The organism is Bacillus sp. FSL W8-0629 (genome assembly GCF_038593225.1).
Classification (GTDB): Bacteria; Bacillota; Bacilli; order Bacillales; family Bacillaceae; genus Bacillus; species Bacillus altitudinis.
On sequence record NZ_CP151975.1, the window covers coordinates 2,395,401 to 2,415,640 of the forward strand.

Genomic DNA, 20,240 nt, shown 5'->3' on the forward strand with positions numbered 1-20,240 from the left:
TACTTTGTAAGTATATCCAGCAAGCACCATTTTGTAAACCTGTTTTTAGTAAATTAGATGATTTTTGTGTGTTTGACTAAATTTCTACAGTGATTCTTGTCCGATTATCCAGTGCAATTAAAAAAAGTCTCCTCATCACATGAGGAAACTTCAGAATGTTGACAAAGGGCTAAAATGAACTTGATTTTAGCCCTTTGTCTTCTTTTCAGCGTGATAGAAAACCTTTGAATTCTAGGAAGGACCAGTACCGGCGCGGAGCGAATTTGACATTCGTGAGCACCGGCACGCAGGACTGACAAAGAATGCGAGGGTTTGTCTACACGCTGAAAGTCTCCTCATCATATGAGGAGACTTTTTGCTTAATCTTCATCTAGTTCTTGTAGCTTTTTTTGAAAAAAGATCGCACGTTTCACGCAAAGGAAAGCAGCCAATAGGAAAACACAATCAACTGCCAGCATCAGCATTTTTGGTGATGCTGGCAGTTGCTGATTCGGTAAAATCGTACCAATATATAAAAAGGTGCTGACAGCAAGCAAAATAAAAGCGTATTGCTTGTAATCTGTCACTAAACCATCCCACTTTTTCTTCACTTGATTCACCTTCCCGTTATCAATGTCTATTGATAGCTTACCATAGTGAGAGAAAGCGAGGGGCATGTAAATCTATCCATTCGTTACTGCGTCGAGCCCTTGTTCAATATCATGTAATAAGTCATCAATATCCTCAATACCGACAGAAATACGGATTAAACCATCTGTGATACCAAGCTCTTCTCTGCGCTCTTTTGGAATGGATGCATGGGTCATGCGAGCAGGAACAGAGATTAAACTTTCAACCGCCCCTAGGCTTTCTGCGATTGTAAACAATTTCAATTGGCTTAAAAACACGTCGACATTTTCTTCTTTTCCAATATCAAAAGAAATCATACCGCCAAAGCCTGTTGCTTGAGTTTTTGCAAGCTCATGACCTGGGTGAGCGGTTAAACCTGGGTAATAGACACGTGTAATCGCAGGATGCTGTTCTAAAAACTCAGCAATTTTCTGTGCGTTTTGTTGATGTGCTTCCATTCTTAGTCCGAGCGTTTTCATCCCTCGCATTAGAAGCCACGCATCTTGCGGTCCAAGAATACCGCCTGTAGAGTTTTGAACAAAGTGCAGTTCTTCACCAAGCTCTTCAGTAGCTGTCACGACAAGTCCGCCCACCACATCACTATGGCCGCCTAAATATTTTGTGGCACTGTGCAAGACAATGTCAGCCCCATATGAAATCGGCTTTTGAAAATATGGGGTAAAAAACGTATTATCGACAATCATCAAGATGCCAGCTTCTTTTGTGATCCGGCTAATGGCTTGTAGATCGGTCATTTTCAGCAATGGATTGGTTGGTGATTCAATATAGACGGCTTTTGTTTCTGGTAAAATTGCTTTTTTCACTGCTTCAGGATCACTTGTGTCTACAAATGTGGCTTTAATGCCAATCCGGTTGAGCACCTTTGTCATCACACGATAGGTTCCGCCGTACACGTCGTCAGTCAGTACGATATGATCTCCGCTGTTAAACAGCATCATCACAGCTGTAATTGCAGCCATCCCTGAACCGAATGCATAGCCGTTTGCCCCGCCTTCAAGATCACGAATGACTGTTTCCAGTGCTGTTCTTGTTGGATTCGCAGTTCTGGAATATTCATATCCAGTGTGCTCGCCTGCTTTAGGCTGCTTATAGGTGCTGACTTGGTAAATGGGAACAGACACGGCTCCTGTTTTTTCATCACCAGTGATTCCACTATGAATCATCATTGTTTTTGGCTTCATTTTATTTTCCTCCCTCATAAATACCTTTACTTAGATAACGTTCACTGCTATCAGGAAAAATAGTGACGATCACCGTCCCAGGTGATGCCTTTTTCGCTTCCTCTAAAGCGGCAAATAGAGCGGCTCCAGACGAGCTTCCTATCAGAACACCTTCCTTTTCAGCTGCTTCTTTCACCATTCGGAAAGCATCATCGTCACTGACGGTATAAATCTCGTCAAATAAAGTCGATTCCATATAATCTGGAATAAATTCAAGGCCAATTCCTTCCGTTCTATGCGGTCCCGGCTTTCCGCCATTTAAAATAGATCCTTCTGGTTCCACGATCACTGTTTTTAGCGCTTCTTTTTGCTCTTTTAAATAGGCAGCACAGCCTTGAAACGTTCCGCCAGAGCCCGCTCCTGCTACAAACACGTCTATGTTCCCCTGGAGGTCGGACCATATTTCTGGCCCGAGCGTTTTATAGTAAGTCAATGGATTTACTTGGTTTTTAAATTGTAAGACACAATACGCATTGTCAAGGCTTGCCTCTAGTTCAAGGGCTCGATCAATCGCACCCTTCATCCCATCTTTTCTTGGTGTATGAATAATCTCTGCACCAAGCGCCTTCATGAGCTGTTGTTTCTCTTGACTAAAATGTTCTGGTACACAGAAGATCGGATGCAATTGATGTTTTCTTGCACTTAGCGCAAGCCCGATGCCTGTGTTTCCTGCAGTTGCTTCAATAATGGTTCCGCCTGGGCGCAGTTTGCCCGATGCCAGCGCTTCTTTAATCAGCATATCACCTAAGCGATCCTTAATACTTCCGCCTGGGTTCATCATTTCAAGTTTTGCATAAACGTCAACACCTGCCGGCACACCCATCCCTGACAGTTTTAAAAGCGGTGTGTGGCCAATTAATTCCGTAATATCATGTATGACAGCCATATAAATCCCTTCCTTTGTATGGAAAAGAAGGGGGAAACCCCTTCTTTTATTGTGTTTGCTTTATCATACGCAGGACAAGGTCTGTTGAGTGAATCGCTGCTTGCTCTAGAAATTGATCAAAAGAGATATTGGATTCTTTCCCAGCAATATCTGACAACGCTCGAACGACCACAAATGGCGTTTCAAATAGATGGCAAACTTGCGCAACTGCTGCTGCCTCCATTTCCACTGCATACAGCTCTGGAAATTTCTCTCTCACAAACGCGACACGACCAGGATCATCCATAAATGAATCTCCTGTTGCAATCGTTCCTTTTGCCACTTGAATATGATCGATTTCTGAAGCAGATTCCTCTGCCAGCTTCACAAGCTGATCATCTGCGATGAAAGCAGCTGGTAATCCTGGCACTTGTCCATATTCGTAATCAAAGATCGTCACGTCCACATCATGATGTCTAACATCAGTAGAGATGACAATATCACCTACATTTAATGAGTGATGGAAACCGCCAGCTGATCCTGTATTGATCACATAATCTGGCTGAAAGCGGTCAAGCAGAAGTGTTGTGCTGACCGCTGCATTTACTTTTCCAATCCCTGATTTTAATAAAATCACTTCTTTATCTTCATAAACACCTGTTGTAAATTCACACCCAGCGATGTTTTCTTGTGTGGCATTCTTTAGTTGGTCTCTTAAAATCGTCACTTCTTCTTCCATTGCACCTATCACTGCGATTTTCAAATCAAAAACATCCTTTCATTCCCTTTTCTTCGCTTCTACGATCCACACAAAATCATTCATTTGATGAAAAGATGTGCTAAAACCTTCTTCTTCAAAGATTTGCTTTAACACACCTATGGATGGATAATATTCCGTTTCTAAATCCTCTGCAAGCTGATCGAACCCAGCGGCTTTCGCTTTGTTCGTTGCAGCTTGATGTGCTGCTTGATTTTGAAACATTGTATCAGCAAAGACTATTTTACCACCTGAGGGAAGGATGTTGCCATAGGTGTGAATGGCTTGTTTTTTTTCTTCGTCCGTTAAATGATGGAAAGCATATGAACTGACGATCGTATCAGGCTCAAAAGGTGGGGATGGAAACGATAAAAAATCTCCGTCATGAAATACATTTGGTATTCCTTTTTGAAGAGCCGCTTTCTTCATGGCCTCTGAAGGTTCAACGCCAAACACTTTCTTATCTGCTTGAAGCAGTGCCGCCGTTAGGTTTCCTGTGCCGCTTCCAAACTCAATGACATGTTGACCTGCACGGCGAGTAATCTCTTTTAGAATGGCCGGATACCGGCGAAACACTTCTTTATACTGCTCGTCATGACCACTTACAGTGTCATCATAAGATTCAGCCCAATGATCAAATAAAGAAAGAAACTCACGTCCCATTTTTCTTTCCCTCCACTTTATCTATTTATTCCTATCCGTATAGTATGTTTTATTCCGTCGAACAGTTCCTATCCTACCACATCTTCTGATTCTTTCCTACTAAAAAATACTGAGTGGGGTGGAAAAATATTTGCCCTTTTGAATGGGAGAGATTATGATGAATCTAGAGCATGGAGGGATGAATGAAATGGATTTTCAACTGGATTTTTTAAAGGACAAAATTGAATTTTTTGAAGCAACGTCTTTAAAAGAACTTGAACAAAAGATCCAAAAACAAATTGAACATAATCAGGCGATCTTGCTGACTGTTCATTCTGTGAGTCATCAAACGACTGTCATTGATGATAAGATTTTGTATACAGCAGTTGTTCATTTTAAAGCGAATGTCTCATAAAAAAAGATCAGCGTGTAGGCAGTCAGGTCTGTGCGCCGGTGCTAGTCCTTCCTAGACTGCAAAGGTTTTCTATCACGCTGAAAAGAAGAAAAAGGCTAAAATGAAGTTCATTTTAGCCTTTTTGTATGCATCTTTTTTATTTTAATTTTTCAACCTTCACAGGTTTCCAGCCTTTTTCGTCCACCCACGTAATTTCTACACGGTAGCGTTCACCTGTTGATTTATCACGGATGGTTCCTTTTGCATCTTGAGGTCCTCCGTTATTTCCTAACCAAATAACAGTCATTTGATCTTCTGAGATTCCTGTCGCATAGGACATGGCTTTGATCATTTCTTTCCAGTCTTTTGAGTTAGCATCATAGGTTGCTGTATGTGATCCCGATTGCTCTGTTCCTACAGGCTCCCAGTTATCGTTTTCATATGTTTTGTCTACGTCACTTGTTTTACCGCCATCTGTTTCTGTGGCATCTTTTAACGCATCTTTGTTTGGCTCTTCTTCATCATCTGTTTTCTTTGTATCGTCTTTTTGATCAGATGAATCATCTTTTTTTGCATCCGCATCATCGGATGTATCTTTCTTTTGATCTTTCACATCTTCTTCTGAGTTTTGTTTATTTTCACTCGATGCAGGTGCTGTTTTGGATGGTTCGTTGGCTACATCTTTCGGTGGTCTATTAAAAATTAACAAACTCGATGCGACAACCAAAATAAGCACCACAACGATACCAATTAATATGTTAAGCACCATATTCGCCTTTCTGCGCTTATCACGATGTTCAAATCGAGAATTTCTACTCAAAATCTCTGCACTCCTTTGCCTCTGTTCCCTAAGTCGTTACTATTCTAACATGACATGAAGGGATGTTCTATGTCTGTTTCTTTTCAATTTCATTGACCTTTTTTACAATATCATAAAACGCTTCATTTGTCTTAGCCCGGCCACTTGCCTCATCAAGGTGAACAACGACGAGAGCGTATTTTGGTTTTTCTGCCGGAAAGTATCCGGCAAACCACTTGTGATAAAGTGGATTCCCCTGTTTATCTTTGCTGCCGGTTTGGGCAGTGCCTGATTTCCCTGCTATATGGAACGGCAGGTCTTGAAATCTTCTTCCTGTTCCTTTGTCAGACGTCACCACCTGCCTTAAGTACTTTTGCAAGGTTTGAGCTGTATAGCGGTCAATACTGTCACCATCAGGTCGTTTGTTTTGAAAGGATAGCATCGTTGTTCCGTTTTGATACATCACTTTATCTGCAATCCTCACTTCTTTTCGTTCTCCGCCCCTTGCAATCGTTGCCATCATATTGGCAATTTGTAAGGGGGTTGTTTTAACATTTTTTTGACCAATTGCCGTTTGCGCAATGGCTTTTTTGACATGCTTGTCTCTTTTATCTCCCCACACACTGCCTGTTTCTTCACGATCAAACTGTTTGAATTGTTGCTTATGGTATACATCCCCTTCCCAGCCGGCTCGATCCACAAGCCCAAGCTTTGAAGCTGTCTTTTCAAGGATTTGATCATCTGTTTGGATGAGCTGCTCAGCGAGTGTCGCAAATGTATAATTACAGCTTTGCGCAAAGCTTTCAGACAGATTCAGTACTTCCTGCTTTCCTTCTGGCTCTCCATATAAATTCTTTCGACAATCATACATCGTTTGTGGCTGGTTCAAGTTTTTTTCAATCGCTGCGGCAAGTACGACCGTTTTAAATACAGACCCGGGAGCCATTGCGGTCAGCATGTAATTTCTTGCCTCATGCCGGTTTTTGCTGGTCACATTTGGAACACTCGCCATCGCCAGCACACTGCTATTTTGAATGTCGAGCAGAACCGCTCCGCCTTTTTCAACACCTTGTGCTTTGAGAACATTCTCCATTTCCCTCTGCATGTCTACGTCCATGGTTGTCTGCACTTGCAGCGGATAAAACGAATGAGCTTCTGCTGTATATTTGACGTCCATCCCAAACAAAGGGTTTCCCCTTCCGTCCACATGATATAACAATTTTGTGTCTTGCTCTGGTAATAGAAATTCGTCAAATGTACTTTCCAAACCGAATGTACCGATCTCAGTGCGGATTGAAAGCTCTTTTTTGTCCGGATAACGCTTTCTCAAGAGTTCTGGATTCTCGCTTGTGAAACCTAATGTGTGGAGGGCAAGTCTTTTTTTGTCCTTCTCTTTCATATATACGCCGTAAACACCTGAATATTTCATATCATTGATGTCTTTCAGCTTTTTTTTCGTGATATCATCTTTTAAAATGAGTGGTTTCTTCGTTACTGTCAGCTGGCTCTTCAATTCATCTTCTTCCATCTCAAGTATAGAAGCAGTTTGTTTTAAGTGAGGGAGGTCGTATTGCAGGAAAGGAAATATGATGACCGCAGGCTCTTCTTTTGTGAGAAGTGCCTCGCCGTTTCGATCTAAAAATTCACCGCGTCCGTCTGAAATGACTACTTCTTCTGTCCGCTGCCTGACACTTTCTTGGATCAAATTAATATCCAGCTTTGAAAAAGATTCTGTGAAAAACAACTGAATTTCCGCTAGTCTAAATAGGAGACCGAGCAATAAGATAAAAATAATGACACCTGTCCATTGGATTCTTCTTGTTTTCAGCATAAAAACACCTCGTCCCTATTGTGGACGAGGTGTTTATCGTATAAACGTAATTATGAAATTTTTACAATTTGGACGAACATTTCTCCGCCAGGTGTTTGAACCGTGACTTTGTCGTCTACTTGTTTGCCTAAAAGGCTTTTTGCAATTGGTGAATCGTTTGAAATTTTGCCTTCAAACGGATCAGCTTCTGCACTTCCTACAATCGTATAAGACTCTTCTTCACCGTCCGGTAATTCAACGAATGTCACCGTTTTACCGAGTGAAACAATATTTGAGTTACCTTCATCTTCAATAATTTTGGCATTACGAATCATATTATCAAGCGTTGTAATACGACCTTCTACAAACGCTTGCTCTTCTTTAGCAGAATCATATTCCGAGTTTTCAGAGAGGTCTCCAAAACTTCTAGCGATTTTAATACGCTCTACAACCTCTTTACGTTTAACCGTTTTCAAATATTCAAGCTCTTCTTCTAATTTGCGCTTTCCTTCTTCTGTCATTGGAAATACTTTCTCTTGTGCCATGAATCATTCACTCCTTCTATTAATCCTCATCATACAAGCTTTCTGCATGTGAGTGACGACTGAAATATACAAGAATGAGGACATATTCCGGCCCTCATTCCTTCTGTCCCATATTCGTAAAAGTCCATCTTACATGGCGTCCCTTTTAGATGCAACTATTATGCCTTTTTATTAGGCAGGAACAGCAGCGGTCTCATGATGATATATTATCTTCATCGCACAAACTGTGGAAAGGCACAGGAAGCTCCTGTACCTCGTTCGGCCATTTCGATCATATGTAGAAGAATAGCTTATCCATTCTCCATCTTCCAATACATAATATGGTCAGTGTACGATATGTCTATGCTATATTATTACAAAATTGCATTTTGATCAAGAATTGTTTGAAAATTTGTGATGATTTGTTTGTCGTTTTTTTAATATACTTTTACAAAGCAGGAATAACTGAAACTTTCAGCATCCCATCGTGATTTTCCTGTCTCCATTTCGCAGCATTGTTTTCCTATCATATCAAATCTTTTACTCAGGGACTGCTTCTTACAATGCTCACCGATGATTTCGGACTAGCCATTACTAAAGTATTGACTACAAGAGCATGATGTTGAAAAGACCTTTACGTCGTAAAGGTCTTTGTTCTTCTCCACCATTTACTCTCCGCGGTTTTGAAGAATCGTTTGAATTTTTGTCACCATGAGATCAATGGCTACATGATTTTGTCCGCCTTCTGGGATGATGATATCGGCGTATCGTTTTGACGGTTCAATGAATTGATTGTGCATCGGTCTGACGACAGATACATATTGTTCAATCACGGAATCAATCGATCTGCCTCTTTCTTTCGTATCACGTAAAATACGACGAATGATCCGAAGATCTGCATCTGTATCCACATACAGTTTAATATCCATTAAGTTTCTTAGACGTTCGTTTTCAAGAGCAAAGATTCCTTCAACGATGATGACATCTTTGGGTTCAACATGTACCGTCTCTTCTGAACGTGTGTTTAGTTTAAAATCATAAATCGGTTTTTCAATGGACTCGTACTTTAGCAGCGCTTCTACATGCTCAATCATCAGGTCATTGTCAAATGCAAGCGGATGATCATAATTGGTCAGCAGGCGCTCTTCAAATGGCATATGACTTTGATTTTTATAATATAAATCTTGCTGAAGCATGAGGATTGAATGTCCTTTAAATTTTTCGTAAATGGAATTGGTGACGCTCGTTTTACCTGAACCCGAGCCGCCAGCGATCCCAATCACCACTGGTTTTTTCCCCATGTGCCGGTTATTTCCCCTTTCTCATCATGTTGCTAGGGTATACTTTTTGATCAAGCTTAAATTTCACAATTTGCAGTGGATGACGAGCGGCATCGAGTTCGTTCCCTTTTTCGTCCCAAATTGTCTCAATCTTGCATGTGAAATTTTCGATTTCTGGACCGAAAAATTCAACTTCGTCGCCAGCTTTAAAGAAATTACGCTGCTGTAATGTGACAATTTGTTCTTGTTCATCATAATGAAGTACAAGACCGACGAAATCAAAGGTCGTTTTCTTTCCGTGAATGCCAAACATTTGTTCATCCGTTCCTGGTACACCTTCAAAAAAGGCAGGAGCCGTGTCACGGTTGGCACATTTGTCTAATTCATCGAGCCATTCTTGTTGAATGACGAAATTGTCTGGATCCGCACAGTAAGCATCAATGACTTTACGATAGACACTGACAACTGTTGCTACATAATGAATGGACTTCATTCGTCCTTCGATCTTTAAGCTATCAATTCCCATTTCGATCATTTGCGGTATGGATTCGATGAGTTTTAAATCTTTTGGACTCATCGCAAATGGTGCGTCTTCTTCACTGAATAAAGGCGCTTCCTCAGAGCCTTCTTGTTTATAAAGATCATAATCCCAGCGGCAAGATTGGCAGCAGCCTCCGCGGTTTGAATCTCTCGCTGTCATATGGTTACTGAGCACGCAGCGGCCAGAATAAGCAATACACATGGCCCCGTGAATGAACGTTTCGATTTCAATATCCACTTTTTCTTTCATTTCTTTAATCTCTAGGGCGCTTGTTTCACGTGCAAGGACCACACGCTCAAGCCCTTCTTCCTTCCAAAACTGCACCGCTTTCCAATTTGAAAGAGACTGCTGTGTGCTCAAGTGAACTTCAAGCTTTGGAGCTACTCGTTTGCATGTTTCAATGATGAGTGGATCAGCGACAATAATTCCCGCTACACCGGCTCCTTCAATCCCTTGAAGATATTCTTCCAGCCCGTCCATGTTTTCGTTGTGGGCGAAAATATTCGTTGTCACATAAATGCGAGCACCGTATTTGTTCGCAAATGCGACACCTTCTGCCATTTCTTCGATTGAAAAGTTATCTGCATTTGAACGAAGTCCAAATTCTTTCCCGCCAATAAAAACAGCGTCTGCTCCATAATGCACAGCAATTTTTAGTTTTTCTAAGTTTCCTGCTGGCGCTAGCAGTTCTGGTTTTTTTGTAATGACACGTTTTCCATCGATCATTTCAGAAATTCCATCTTTTAAAAGTGCCATTTCCTCTGCCTCCTTTTATCTTAATAAACCGTTTCTTTAAAGAAGAACCCTGTATCGATTGAACGGTTGACAGGCTGGATCTCTTCAATACGCTCCACCCATTCATCTTTCTGATCTTCATAGGCTTCCTTATCAGTCACTAGTAAGTCAATGGCTTTTCGATAGAGGGATGTCACCTCTGTCATATAAGAAAGTGACTTTAAAATTCCGTCAATTTTAAATGAGTCAATGCCTGCGTCGACAAATTCTTCTAATTCATCAATCATACATACATCATTTGGACTCATAATGTGTGTGCCATTTTCATCTTCAAAAATAGGATATTTGTTTTGACGCTCCTGGTCGTGAAGAAATAGACCTTCTTCCATATTTCTGCCTTCCACGTCCATTTGTTTGCCTTGATACTCAAAATAGTTGCCAACAAGTGTCCGTTTGGATTGGAACATACAGGTCATGCCGTGGACTTGAATTTCAATCTCCACTTCAGCGTTTTCTTTGATATCAATCACGCTATCCATATTGAGTTCTTTGGCAAGAACAGCACGTGTTGCGCCTTTTCTGCCCCAGTAGTTACAAGTGTAATAGTTTGTCCCAGTTGTTTCTGTACTCCAGTGCAGATTCAAGTTGACACCTGTTTCTTTTGCGGCCATGATCACGGCCGGATCTCCAAAAACGACACCATCCACGTTTAACCCATCGAGAAAGGTTAAATAATCTCCAAGCAGTGCCACACGGTCATTATGAAAAATCGCATTCATGGCGACATATACTTTTTTGTGATGTGCATGTGCGAGTTGAACCGTTTGTTTCACATCTTCTCTTGAAAACTCACCTGCAAGACGGATTCCATATGTTTGTTCACCTATTAAAAATGCGTCAGCACCTGCTTCAATGAGCGGCAGTACATCCGACACCTTGCTTGGCGTCACAAGCAATTCTGGTTTTTTCATGATTGGTCACCTCTTTTTGTACTAATAGCGATCCCATCTCCAACCGGAATGATACACGTTTGGTAGTCAGGATTTGACATCAGCCATTGATTGTATCGATCAATTTTGCCTATTAATTGTTTTTTTCGTTTATCTTCAATTTCTTCTTCATAATTTGTCGCAACTAAGCCTTTAAATAATACGTTGTCTGTAATAATCATTCCGTCATCGGACAGCATCGGTTCAAACAGCTCAAAAAAGCGTTGATACTGACCTTTTGCCGCATCAATGAAGATCACATCATAGGGCGCCATCGTCTGAACCGTTTTAGCTGATTCGATCGCATCGCCAAAAAACACGTGAATTCTATCTTTGAAATGCAATTCTTCAATATTCCGTGTCGCTTCCTCATAACGTTTCGCATTTCGCTCAATCGTATAGATTTCAGCATCTGGCAGAGCTTCTGCCATTCGAATCGCTGAATAGCCAATCGCTGTCCCAACCTCAAGAATCTTCTTCGGTTTTTTCAAAGAAAGCAGCTGCAATAACAGTTCAATGCTCACCTTTTCCATGATTGGCACATGATGCTCTTTCGCATACTCCTCTAATTGAGCGATGGCATTAGGACTCGGCTCAATTAAATCTTCAATATAATCATTTATTTGATCATCTTCGATTGTCATTATATGTCTAGCTCCTTCATGACCTGAAAAAGAAGAGTCCTGCCTGCTGCAGCTCTCTTTCTCGTCAATCTTTCGTTCATCTAAGTAAAAACAACCCGATATATTTTACCACAAAGATGTGGTAATTGCGAACCTATAAAATGGATATAACAACGAAAAAAACTGCAGGCAATTTCACCATTGTCTACAGTCTTTTTCCTTTCACATGAGCGCTAGTTGCTGCCTGTGATGTATTTCGCTTTTGCTTTGTTGTGCTCATTTAACGTTTTCGTAAAGACGACTTCCCCATTTTTCTTTGCTAGGAAGTAAACAAAATCTGTTTTCTCTGGATGGAGTGCTGCTTTCCAAGAAGATTCTCCAGCATTGGCAATAGGTCCAGGCGGCAGCCCTTTGTTTGTATACGTATTATAAGGTGATTTCACCTTTAAATCTTTGTAATAAACACGGGACTTATGCTCGCCAAGCGCATAAAGAACGGTTGGATCTGTTTGAAGCGGCATGTCCTTTTTCAACCGGTTATAAAACACACTTGAGATTTTTGACCGGTCTGTTTTTTCGGTTGCTTCCATTTCTATCAGGGATGCCATCGTTAGGACATCATGGATGGACATCTTTCTCTTTTTCATGTCCTTTTCATACGTTTTCACATATTGATCTGTTTGTTTAATCATCGTGTCAATGATGGTTTCAAGTGATTCATCCTCACGATAAAACGGATACGTCGCCGGGAATAAATATCCCTCTAACGGATGCTTGACCTGTTTCCCGTTCACTTGTGATGTCACCGTTTTCGGGTATTTTTTCATCAATTTTTTAATAAAGGCTGGATCATCCAGCTTCGCTTCAACTTCCTTCGCTGAAAAATTCGTCTGGTTTGCAATAATAGATGCAATATCAGACAACTGTTTCCCTTCAGGTATCACAAGCTGAAATGCGTAGTCTGTCCCGCCAGATGTCAGCTTTTGAATTAGCTGATCCGCATCCATTGTTTGTTTGAGATGAAAATAGCCCGCTTTAAAGCCTGACGCTTTTTTGTACTTTGCATAGTAAGTGAAAATCGTGTCATTTGAAATCAGCTCTTTTTCTTTTAAAATGCTCGCAATTCCGCTGACAGATGTCCCATTTGGAATATGAATATTAATGGTTTGTTTGCTTTTTTGATCGACCGGCCCGAGTGCTGATTTTACATATAAAAAACCTGATAATGCTGCAATGATGATCACAGCAAGTACAGATAACAGGACGATCCCCATTTTTCGTTTAAAAAATGGTCGTTTCTTTTGTTCTGAAAACATGCATGGCCCTCCTCACATCTAGCTTTTATAGTACATGATTCGACGGAGTTCGGCAATTACTTGCTCATGCATGTCATGACAGAACTTGCCATAGTGCGGCTAAACCGACACCGCCTCCACTTCCAATTGCAGCCATGACATAACTTCCATTCGGTAAGGCACGGGCTTCGTAAAACAGTCTCACCATCATAGCAGCTCCCGAGGCGCTATATGGATGCCCAAGACAAAGCGCACCGCCTCTTTTATTGATACGGTCATAAGGAATACCTAGTGTCCGGGCAATGAGTACTACTTTGAGCGCAAACGCTTCATTGATTTCAAAAAGTGCAACATCTTCTATCTTCACCTGTTCCTTATGTAAAAGTTTCTTGATTGCATCAATTGGTGAAGCAGCAGGATAATGCGGGTCCATAGCGGTCACGGCACTCCCGATATACCGCAGCATAGGGCTGAAGCCTTTTGCCTCCGCTTCCGCTCTTTCCATCACAACGACGGCAGCTGCACCATCTGCTTCTTTACAGCTATTGGTCACAGTCACAGTACCTTTGCCTGGTAAAAAGATAGGTTTTGCCCGCTTTATCAAGCTTGCAATCGGTCTTATTTTAGCTGCCGCTTCATCTGTACTCATCCCGCTAATCGGAACAATTTCTTCTGAATACGTTCCTTGCTTGAATGCGGTTATACTTCGTTCCCAGCTTAAAAGTGCATAGTCATCTTGCTCTTTTCTCGCAACTGAAAATCTCGACGCCGTCAGCTCTGCCGCTTCCCCCATATGAGGGTCCCCTATCCACTCTGGAGAAAAGCGGGCCCTTTCTTTCATTGGTGACCGAGAAATGCTTTCCGTTCCACCAGCGATATACATTGATCCCTCCCCCGACTGAATCATGATGCACGCCGTTCTAATGGCTTCAAGACCGGAAGCACACTGCCTATCAATGGTCATACCCGGAATATGTAATGAAAGCCCTGCTTCTAACGAGGACAGACGGGCAATGTTGCCACCACCCCCGACGACATTGCCTAAAATGATGTCATCTGGCTTGGTCACGTTTGAAAAATGCTGGATCAAGGGCGCAGCTAGATGCTCTGGCCGGTAATCCTTCAACATTCCATTTTTCTCACCGAAGGGCGTCCGCTTCGCTTGTACAATCACGGCTTGCATGATAATTGTTCCTCCGCCCACTTTTTCATACTGGCACGAGCGATTTTCCCTCCTGATGTTTCGATCATTTTGTCCGTGACGAGCCATTTTTTTGGTACTTTGTATGCCGCTAATGTTTCTTTTACAGCTTGCCGAATGGTTTTTGTTTGCTGTACATTCTCAATAATGGCAACAGGGATTTCGCCCCAATATGGATCAGGAAGTCCAATCACGATTGACCGATTCACCTCTGGCTGTTCATTCAGCACACGCTCAATTTCCTCTGGAAAAATATTCAGCCCCCCATAGACAATCATGCCATTCTCGCGGCCGCTCATATACAAGTAACCATCTTCGTCGAGCCACCCCATGTCATATACGGTCAGCCACTCTTCGGGCGGCTTTCCATCTTGTAAATAGCCTGAAAAAGACATTGGGCTTTTCACATAAATTCTCCCTATTTCATTTGGCTTGCAAACGGTTTGATCTGCCCTCCTGACTTCAACCTGAATAGAAGGAAAAGGCTTTCCGACAGAAGTAGGCTTTTGCAAAAAGTCATCTGAAGATAAATAGGAGACAAAACTCAATTCTGATGTTCCATAAAAATCAAAAAATGTGATGTGAGGATAGCGGTTGACGAGCTGTTTTTTTGAAGAGTTTCCCCAATCTGCACCAGACGACAGGACAAGAAGCGGATTCTTTCCGAAAGCATCCATTTGCAGTAACGATTCTGTCATGGTCGGAACCGTATAAATAGCCGTGATGTCTCCTTTCTCTAAGGTTTTCTTTGCTTTCTCTGGCACAAATTTTTCTAACAATGTCACAGTGCCACCGAAATAAAGTGTGCTGATCGCACCGTATAAAAAATGAGAGGATAAAAGTGTGCCCAAAATCAGCACATGATCTTTATGTGTGATCCCAAAGACGGATGTTGTCATTTGAAAGCTCTCGATCCATGACTGCTGGCGTCTTATAAAGGCTTTGGGCGATCCCGTTGATCCTGAAGTAAATCCCATATAAAAAGCAGGATCTTCCTCCGTATCACTTTTGTTCGATTGAACGTTTATGCTGAGGCTGATTCTTTCTTTCCATTCAGATAAAGAGAGCACTGGCATATCCAGCTTGTACTTTTCAATTCTTTTGATATATCGATCTTCCACAATGACAAGGTCTGCCTCGCTTAATAAGAGCTTTTCCGCGCATTCCTTATCACTCCACCGCGGATCAAGAGGCACCGCTGTCCATCCTGCAGAAGCTGCACCAGCAAATAGTTGGAGAAACGGAACACCATTTGATAATAAAAAAGCGACTCTTTTTTGCTGATGAGGCGTTTCTTTTAACCATTGTGCAGATGACTTCACACGCTCATGCCATTCTTCATAAGTGATCTTCTCTTTTTCATCTCTGATCGCCATCTGATCTGGCTTCACTTTTGCATGAGCTGCATAGCTTTCCGTTATTCTCATCAAACTGCTCGCCTCCCTCTATGTAAGTCCCTTTTTCGATATGACATCGCTTGAATGATTTTCACCGTGAAGACGGCACATATCCCTGCTTTGATCAGATCACCCGGTAAATAAATGACGCTGAACAGAGCTGCTTGCGTGATCTTTATATGCATCATCATGGCTTGAAAGGGAATTCCGCCTATATATAATATCCCGATACTGCATACCGCATAGATTAAAAATAGTCGTAAGGCCGTCACTTTCTTCAGCCGGTTCAGCCACAGACTGATCATAAAGGCAGCCACTGGATAAGCAAGTAAAAAACCACCGCTTGGCCCAAAAAAGACCCCTATTCCGCCTCTCCCTCCAGATAAAAGAGGTGCGCCTGCTGCCACTATTAGAAGAAACAGAAGTAAACTAATCAGGGCTTGCTTTGGTTTTAACAGCCCTCCAGCAAGCAAAAGACCTGCGGTTTGTAAGGTGATTGGTACAGGTGTAAACGCAAGAAAAATAGGCGGAATCAATCCTAACATCCCAATAACTGCTGTCATGAATGCCATTTGCATCATATCGTGAATTTTCAATTTTCATGCCCCTCACTCGATGTTTTTGATAAAAATATCGTAAAAGGTCGAGTGATATATGTCAACTAAATTTCAATAATAGTTTACATATAGAATGTAAAAAAAGACCTGTGAAGAAAGATCACAGAGATCATGTTCACAGGCCTTTTATTCGTTCTATTCTTCTTCATCTTCTTGATCTAAGAACGTATTTAACGTTTCTTCAATCATGTCCCACTCTTCATCCGTTTCAATTGGCTCTAATTCGCCATCTTCACCGTCTTCGTTTGGTGTGAAGCTTGATGCATGAATTTCAATTTCTTCGTTATCTTGTTCAGAAATTGGGTAGTAAAGAACATATGATTTGTTAAAATGGTCGCTTTCAAAAGTAAATAGTACTTCGCAAAGCTGCTCATTTCCATTATCATCAACGATTGTAATTTGCTTTTCTCCGTGTTCCATTTGATTCACCTCATTTTAATTTAAGCTGTCTAAGTACCCTTGCAGGATCATAACAGCCGCCATTTTATCAATGACTTTTTTACGCTTTTGTCTGCTCACATCTGCAGAGATGAGCATTTTTTCTGCTGCCATCGTTGACAGACGCTCGTCCCAAAGCACAACAGGAACATTGTACGTGTTTTCTAACACTTTCGCAAATGATTGGCTGGCCTCGCCTCTTGGACCGACCGTACCGTTCATATTTTTTGGAAAACCAAGTACAATTTTATCCGTTCCATATTGCGAGACGATCTCAGACAGGCGGCTGAGACCAAAGTCTCCGCCTGCTTCATCAATTTTAATGGTTTCAATCCCTTGAGCTGTCCATCCCATTTCATCACTGATTGCCACACCAAGGGTTTTCGTGCCTAAATCTAAGCCTAAAATTCTCATGTTTTACGCCTCTTTATGTGTCTCTAAGTACGATTTAACCAATTCCTCAATTAATTCGTCTCGTTCTAGTTTACGAATTAGGTTGCGTGCATCCTGATGTCTTGGAATATAAGCAGGGTCGCCTGACAGCAAGTATCCGACAATTTGATTGATCGGGTTGTATCCTTTTTCTTGGAGTGCGTCATAAACTGTTATGAGCACTTCATTCACATTGGTTTCAGCTGAATCATCAGAGAAGTTAAACTTCATTGTCTTATCAAATGAACTCACTGCTTCTTGCACCTCTCTTCCAACATTCTACTAGCAAGCTTTTTTCTAACCGCTCATCTAATACCATTATTCTACACTACATTGACTGATTATAAAACGGATTTGACAGATTCTTCGACAGTTGCCAGTGCTTCTTCAAGCTTTTCTGGCTGTTTCCCGCCTGCTTGTGCCATATCTGGGCGTCCGCCTCCGCCTCCGCCGCAAATTTCAGCTGCCTGCTTCACAAGTTTTCCTGCATGAAGACCTTTTTCAATGACGTCTTTTGTCACACCAGCTGAAATGTTGACTTTTCCATTTTGAACGGCACCAAGTACGATGACAGCTGAACCTAATTTCGCTTTTAAGTCATCAACCATCGTTCTTAAATGGTTCATGTCTTTGGCGTTTACTTTTTCAGTTAACACGTTCACTCCGCCAACTTCGATGACTTTTTCTAAAATAGAGCCAGCTTCTGCTTGACTTAATTTCGCAAGAAGTGATTCATTTTCTCTTTGAACTTCTTTTAAATCAGCTTGCAAGGAAGCGATGCGTTTTGGTACATCTTTTGTATTTGATTTCAATTCATTAGCTGCCTTTTCTAAAATCGCAAGCTGATCATTTAATTCTTCATAAGCCCCTTTACCTGTTACAGCCTCAATACGGCGTGTTCCAGCACCAATACCCGATTCAGATGCAATTTTAAACAATCCGATCTCCGCAGTGTTTTGAACGTGACAGCCTCCGCATAACTCGATACTGTAATCACCCACTTGCACCACACGGACAATATCGCCATACTTCTCGCCAAACAGCGCCATTGCGCCCATTTCTTTTGCTTCAGCAATTGGTTTCAGGTCAATGGCAACCGAAATGCCTTCCCAAATCTTTTCGTTGACGATTTTTTCAATTTGTGACAATTCTTCTTTTGTTACTTGTCCAAAGTGAGAAAAGTCAAAGCGAAGTCTGTTTTCATTCACAAGTGAACCCGCTTGGTTAACGTGGCTACCCAATACATCTTTTAGCGCTTGGTGCAAAAGATGTGTCGCTGTGTGATTTTTCACAATGCCTTTTCGAAGCGCTGATTCGACTTCTGCAGTGACTTCAATGCCTTTTTGAACCGTACCACTTACGACGACTCCTTCGTGGACATGCTGGCCGTTTGGCGCCTTTTTCACATCTTTGATATCAATGATCGCTTCGGCACTTTTTAACGTTCCTTTATCCGCCACTTGTCCGCCGCTTTCTGCATAGAAAGGTGTTTCATCTAATAAAATTTGCACCGTTTCCCCTTCGTGAGCTTCTGTGACAATTTCACCGTTTTGAAGCAATTCGATAATACGAGCATCTGCAGTTAAATTTTCGTAGCCCACAAACGTACTTTCTGCTTTAATATCGCCTAAAGCCCCGCCTTGAACCTGCATACTGCCTACATCTTGTCTGGCATTTCTTGCACGTTCACGCTGCTTCTCCATTTCTAGCTGGAAGCCTTCACGATCAACTGTCATGTTCTCATCTTCTGCATATTCTTCCGTGAGTTCGACCGGGAATCCATATGTGTCATAAAGCTTAAACACATCTTTACCGGAAATTTGTGAGCTGCCATTGTCACGTTCTTTTTTGATCACTTCTGATAAAATGGCTAACCCTTCATTCAGTGTCTCATGGAAACGCTCTTCTTCATTTTTGATCACTTTTGCAATAAATTCTTCTTTTGCTTGAACATCTGGATAGAAATCCTTCATGATCTCCGCAACAACTGGAACTAGGTCATACATAAATGGACGGTGGATATGGATCGTTTTTGCATAACGCACAGCACGGCGCAGCAAACGTCTTAACACATAACCTCGGCCTTCATTAGAAGGAAGTGCTCCGTCACTGACGGCAAAGGCAACAGTACGGATGTGGTCAGCAATGACTTTAAATGCTGTGTCTTTTTCTTTTGACTCCCCATAGCTTTCTCCAGAAATCGTTTCTACTGCACGAATAATCGGCATGAACAGGTCTGTATCAAAGTTCGTCGGTACGTTTTGAATCACAGAGACCATACGCTCAAGACCCATTCCTGTATCAATGTTTTTCTTCGGAAGCGGTGTGTATGTACCATCTGGATTATGGTTAAATTCAGAAAAAACAAGATTCCATACTTCTAGATAACGTTCATTTTCTCCGCCTGGATATAATTCAGGGTCGTTCATGTCGTTGCCATATGTTTCGCCACGATCATAGAAAATTTCTGTATTCGGACCACTTGGCCCCTCGCCAATATCCCAGAAGTTGCCCTCTAGACGAATAATTCGTTCCTCAGGGACACCAATTTTATCTCTCCAAAGAACATACGCTTCTTCATCCTCTGGATGTACCGTTACAGATAACAGATTCGGATCAAAGCCAATCCACTCGTCACTTGTGAGGAATTCCCAAGCCCATTCGATTGCCTCTTCTTTGAAATAGTCTCCAATAGAGAAGTTGCCCAGCATTTCAAAAAACGTATGATGGCGTGCTGTTTTCCCTACATTTTCAATGTCATTTGTACGAATTGATTTTTGTGCGTTGCAAATACGTGGATTCTCAGGCACGACGCGGCCATCGAAGTATTTCTTTAATGTTGCCACCCCGCTGTTAATCCATAAAAGTGTTGGATCGTCATGCGGTACGAGGGACGCACTCGGTTCGACAGCATGTCCTTTTTCTTTAAAAAAATCTAAAAACATTTGACGTACTTGAGCTGAAGTTAAAGTTTTCATCATAAATCCTCCCTTTTTTATTCCTCAATCTTCACACAAACGAAAAAACATCCCGCCCTATGCAAGCAAAAAA

Annotated in this window: 21 protein-coding genes; 1 reads left to right on the forward strand and 20 read right to left on the reverse strand. The window is 41.7% G+C overall.

Annotated features, from left to right (window positions below; genetic code table 11):
- Nucleotides 1-359: 359 nt before the first annotated feature.
- From NSQ17_RS12380 to NSQ17_RS12400, 5 genes are all read right to left on the reverse strand, one after another.
- Complete coding sequence (locus tag NSQ17_RS12380) at nucleotides 360-590, reverse strand: YrhC family protein (RefSeq protein ID WP_342467461.1); 231 nt, start codon at nucleotides 588-590, stop codon at nucleotides 360-362.
- A 72-nt stretch (nucleotides 591-662) separates the two neighbouring features.
- Nucleotides 663-1,811 (reverse strand): bifunctional cystathionine gamma-lyase/homocysteine desulfhydrase, encoded by a 1,149-nt coding sequence (locus NSQ17_RS12385; RefSeq protein WP_327878395.1) that lies wholly within the window; start codon nucleotides 1,809-1,811, stop codon nucleotides 663-665.
- 1 nt (nucleotide 1,812) lies between these two features.
- Complete coding sequence (locus NSQ17_RS12390) at nucleotides 1,813-2,736, reverse strand: cysteine synthase family protein (RefSeq protein WP_007501427.1); 924 nt, start codon at nucleotides 2,734-2,736, stop codon at nucleotides 1,813-1,815.
- A gap of 46 nt (nucleotides 2,737-2,782) precedes the next feature.
- Entirely contained in the window at nucleotides 2,783-3,478 is a 696-nt protein-coding gene (gene mtnN, locus NSQ17_RS12395; protein ID WP_007501428.1) for a 5'-methylthioadenosine/S-adenosylhomocysteine nucleosidase, read from the reverse strand.
- A gap of 15 nt (nucleotides 3,479-3,493) precedes the next feature.
- Entirely contained in the window at nucleotides 3,494-4,135 is a 642-nt protein-coding gene (locus NSQ17_RS12400) for a class I SAM-dependent methyltransferase (protein ID WP_017358093.1), read from the reverse strand.
- A gap of 187 nt (nucleotides 4,136-4,322) precedes the next feature.
- Here NSQ17_RS12400 and NSQ17_RS12405 point away from each other — a divergent pair, with 187 nt between their 5' ends.
- Entirely contained in the window at nucleotides 4,323-4,529 is a 207-nt protein-coding gene (locus NSQ17_RS12405; protein ID WP_024718362.1) for a YrzA family protein, read from the forward strand.
- Nucleotides 4,530-4,665: 136 nt separating this feature from the next.
- Here the strand turns inward: NSQ17_RS12405 and NSQ17_RS12410 are convergent, their stop codons facing one another.
- The 15 genes from NSQ17_RS12410 to alaS all read right to left on the reverse strand — a co-directional run bounded on the left by NSQ17_RS12410 (nucleotide 4,666) and on the right by alaS (nucleotide 20,167).
- Nucleotides 4,666-5,328 (reverse strand): YrrS family protein, encoded by a 663-nt coding sequence (locus NSQ17_RS12410; RefSeq protein WP_251210944.1) that lies wholly within the window; start codon nucleotides 5,326-5,328, stop codon nucleotides 4,666-4,668.
- Nucleotides 5,329-5,395: 67 nt separating this feature from the next.
- Nucleotides 5,396-7,138: a penicillin-binding protein 2 gene (locus NSQ17_RS12415; RefSeq protein ID WP_342467462.1), complete on the reverse strand. Its 1,743-nt coding sequence runs from the start codon at nucleotides 7,136-7,138 to the stop codon at nucleotides 5,396-5,398.
- A gap of 50 nt (nucleotides 7,139-7,188) precedes the next feature.
- Nucleotides 7,189-7,662, reverse strand: a complete 474-nt coding sequence (gene greA / locus NSQ17_RS12420) for a transcription elongation factor GreA (protein WP_007501433.1) — start codon at nucleotides 7,660-7,662, stop codon at nucleotides 7,189-7,191.
- 647 nt (nucleotides 7,663-8,309) lie between these two features.
- Complete coding sequence (gene udk, locus NSQ17_RS12425) at nucleotides 8,310-8,942, reverse strand: uridine kinase (protein ID WP_007501435.1); 633 nt, start codon at nucleotides 8,940-8,942, stop codon at nucleotides 8,310-8,312.
- A 7-nt stretch (nucleotides 8,943-8,949) separates the two neighbouring features.
- A complete protein-coding gene (locus NSQ17_RS12430) occupies nucleotides 8,950-10,218 on the reverse strand; it encodes a U32 family peptidase (RefSeq protein WP_342461842.1) in 1,269 nt (422 codons plus the stop codon).
- A gap of 20 nt (nucleotides 10,219-10,238) precedes the next feature.
- A complete protein-coding gene (locus tag NSQ17_RS12435) occupies nucleotides 10,239-11,168 on the reverse strand; it encodes a peptidase U32 family protein (RefSeq protein ID WP_008342670.1) in 930 nt (309 codons plus the stop codon).
- Nucleotides 11,165-11,830, reverse strand: coding sequence for an O-methyltransferase (locus NSQ17_RS12440; RefSeq protein WP_024718364.1), 666 nt, complete (start codon nucleotides 11,828-11,830; stop codon nucleotides 11,165-11,167). The genes NSQ17_RS12435 and NSQ17_RS12440 overlap by 4 nt, the downstream gene beginning before the upstream one ends.
- Before the next feature lie 212 nt (nucleotides 11,831-12,042).
- Entirely contained in the window at nucleotides 12,043-13,125 is a 1,083-nt protein-coding gene (gene mltG, locus NSQ17_RS12445; protein ID WP_045034105.1) for an endolytic transglycosylase MltG, read from the reverse strand.
- Nucleotides 13,126-13,198: 73 nt separating this feature from the next.
- The gene (locus NSQ17_RS12450; protein WP_342467463.1) at nucleotides 13,199-14,287 is read right to left on the reverse strand and encodes an acetyl-CoA C-acyltransferase; all 1,089 of its coding nucleotides are present in this window, start codon (nucleotides 14,285-14,287) and stop codon (nucleotides 13,199-13,201) included.
- Nucleotides 14,275-15,732 (reverse strand): acyl-CoA synthetase, encoded by a 1,458-nt coding sequence (locus NSQ17_RS12455; protein ID WP_342468104.1) that lies wholly within the window; start codon nucleotides 15,730-15,732, stop codon nucleotides 14,275-14,277. The genes NSQ17_RS12450 and NSQ17_RS12455 overlap by 13 nt, the downstream gene beginning before the upstream one ends.
- Nucleotides 15,732-16,298: a biotin transporter BioY gene (locus tag NSQ17_RS12460; RefSeq protein WP_024718368.1), complete on the reverse strand. Its 567-nt coding sequence runs from the start codon at nucleotides 16,296-16,298 to the stop codon at nucleotides 15,732-15,734. Before NSQ17_RS12460 ends, NSQ17_RS12455 begins: the two co-directional genes overlap by 1 nt.
- 156 nt (nucleotides 16,299-16,454) lie before the next feature.
- Nucleotides 16,455-16,739 carry a DUF1292 domain-containing protein gene (locus tag NSQ17_RS12465; RefSeq protein ID WP_017358102.1) on the reverse strand — a complete coding sequence of 95 codons (285 nt, stop codon included), beginning with the start codon at nucleotides 16,737-16,739 and terminating at the stop codon, nucleotides 16,455-16,457.
- Nucleotides 16,740-16,754: 15 nt separating this feature from the next.
- Nucleotides 16,755-17,171: a Holliday junction resolvase RuvX gene (gene ruvX / locus NSQ17_RS12470; protein WP_003216519.1), complete on the reverse strand. Its 417-nt coding sequence runs from the start codon at nucleotides 17,169-17,171 to the stop codon at nucleotides 16,755-16,757.
- A gap of 3 nt (nucleotides 17,172-17,174) precedes the next feature.
- Nucleotides 17,175-17,441: an IreB family regulatory phosphoprotein gene (locus NSQ17_RS12475; RefSeq protein WP_024718370.1), complete on the reverse strand. Its 267-nt coding sequence runs from the start codon at nucleotides 17,439-17,441 to the stop codon at nucleotides 17,175-17,177.
- A gap of 89 nt (nucleotides 17,442-17,530) precedes the next feature.
- Nucleotides 17,531-20,167, reverse strand: a complete 2,637-nt coding sequence (gene alaS, locus NSQ17_RS12480) for an alanine--tRNA ligase (protein ID WP_041506819.1) — start codon at nucleotides 20,165-20,167, stop codon at nucleotides 17,531-17,533.
- Nucleotides 20,168-20,240 lie beyond the last annotated feature (73 nt).